The organism is Pseudomonas sp. 58 R 3 (assembly GCF_900006605.1).
Lineage (GTDB): Bacteria > Pseudomonadota > Gammaproteobacteria > Pseudomonadales > Pseudomonadaceae > Aquipseudomonas > Aquipseudomonas salomonii.
Genome location: NZ_CVTT01000001.1, coordinates 1 through 233 on the forward strand (window position 1 = coordinate 1; position 233 = coordinate 233).

At 63.1% G+C, this 233-nt stretch carries 1 protein-coding gene; it reads left to right on the top strand.

All coding sequences use genetic code 11. The annotated features are described in order from the left end of the window. The coding region (locus BFP92_RS00005; RefSeq protein ID WP_065911071.1) for a hypothetical protein at positions 1 to 233 on the top strand (233 nt) is incomplete at both ends.

Consider the following 233-nt stretch of genomic DNA (forward strand, 5'->3'; position numbering starts at 1 on the left):
CCCGACCCACCCCGCAATTGCGCCAAAGACCGCGCCGCCTTCAACCGCGCCCTCGACCATTACCTGCCCACCCCAGGCGTTCACAGCGTGATCGAAGACCTGAGCTTTGAAGACGCCTTGCTCTACACCGCCAGCCTGCTCGACAGCGCTTCGGCCACCACGCTCAATTGCAGTGAAATGCTCGCCAGCCCCGAACGCGCGAAGATTCTGGCGGTGTGGCATTTGCTGGAGCT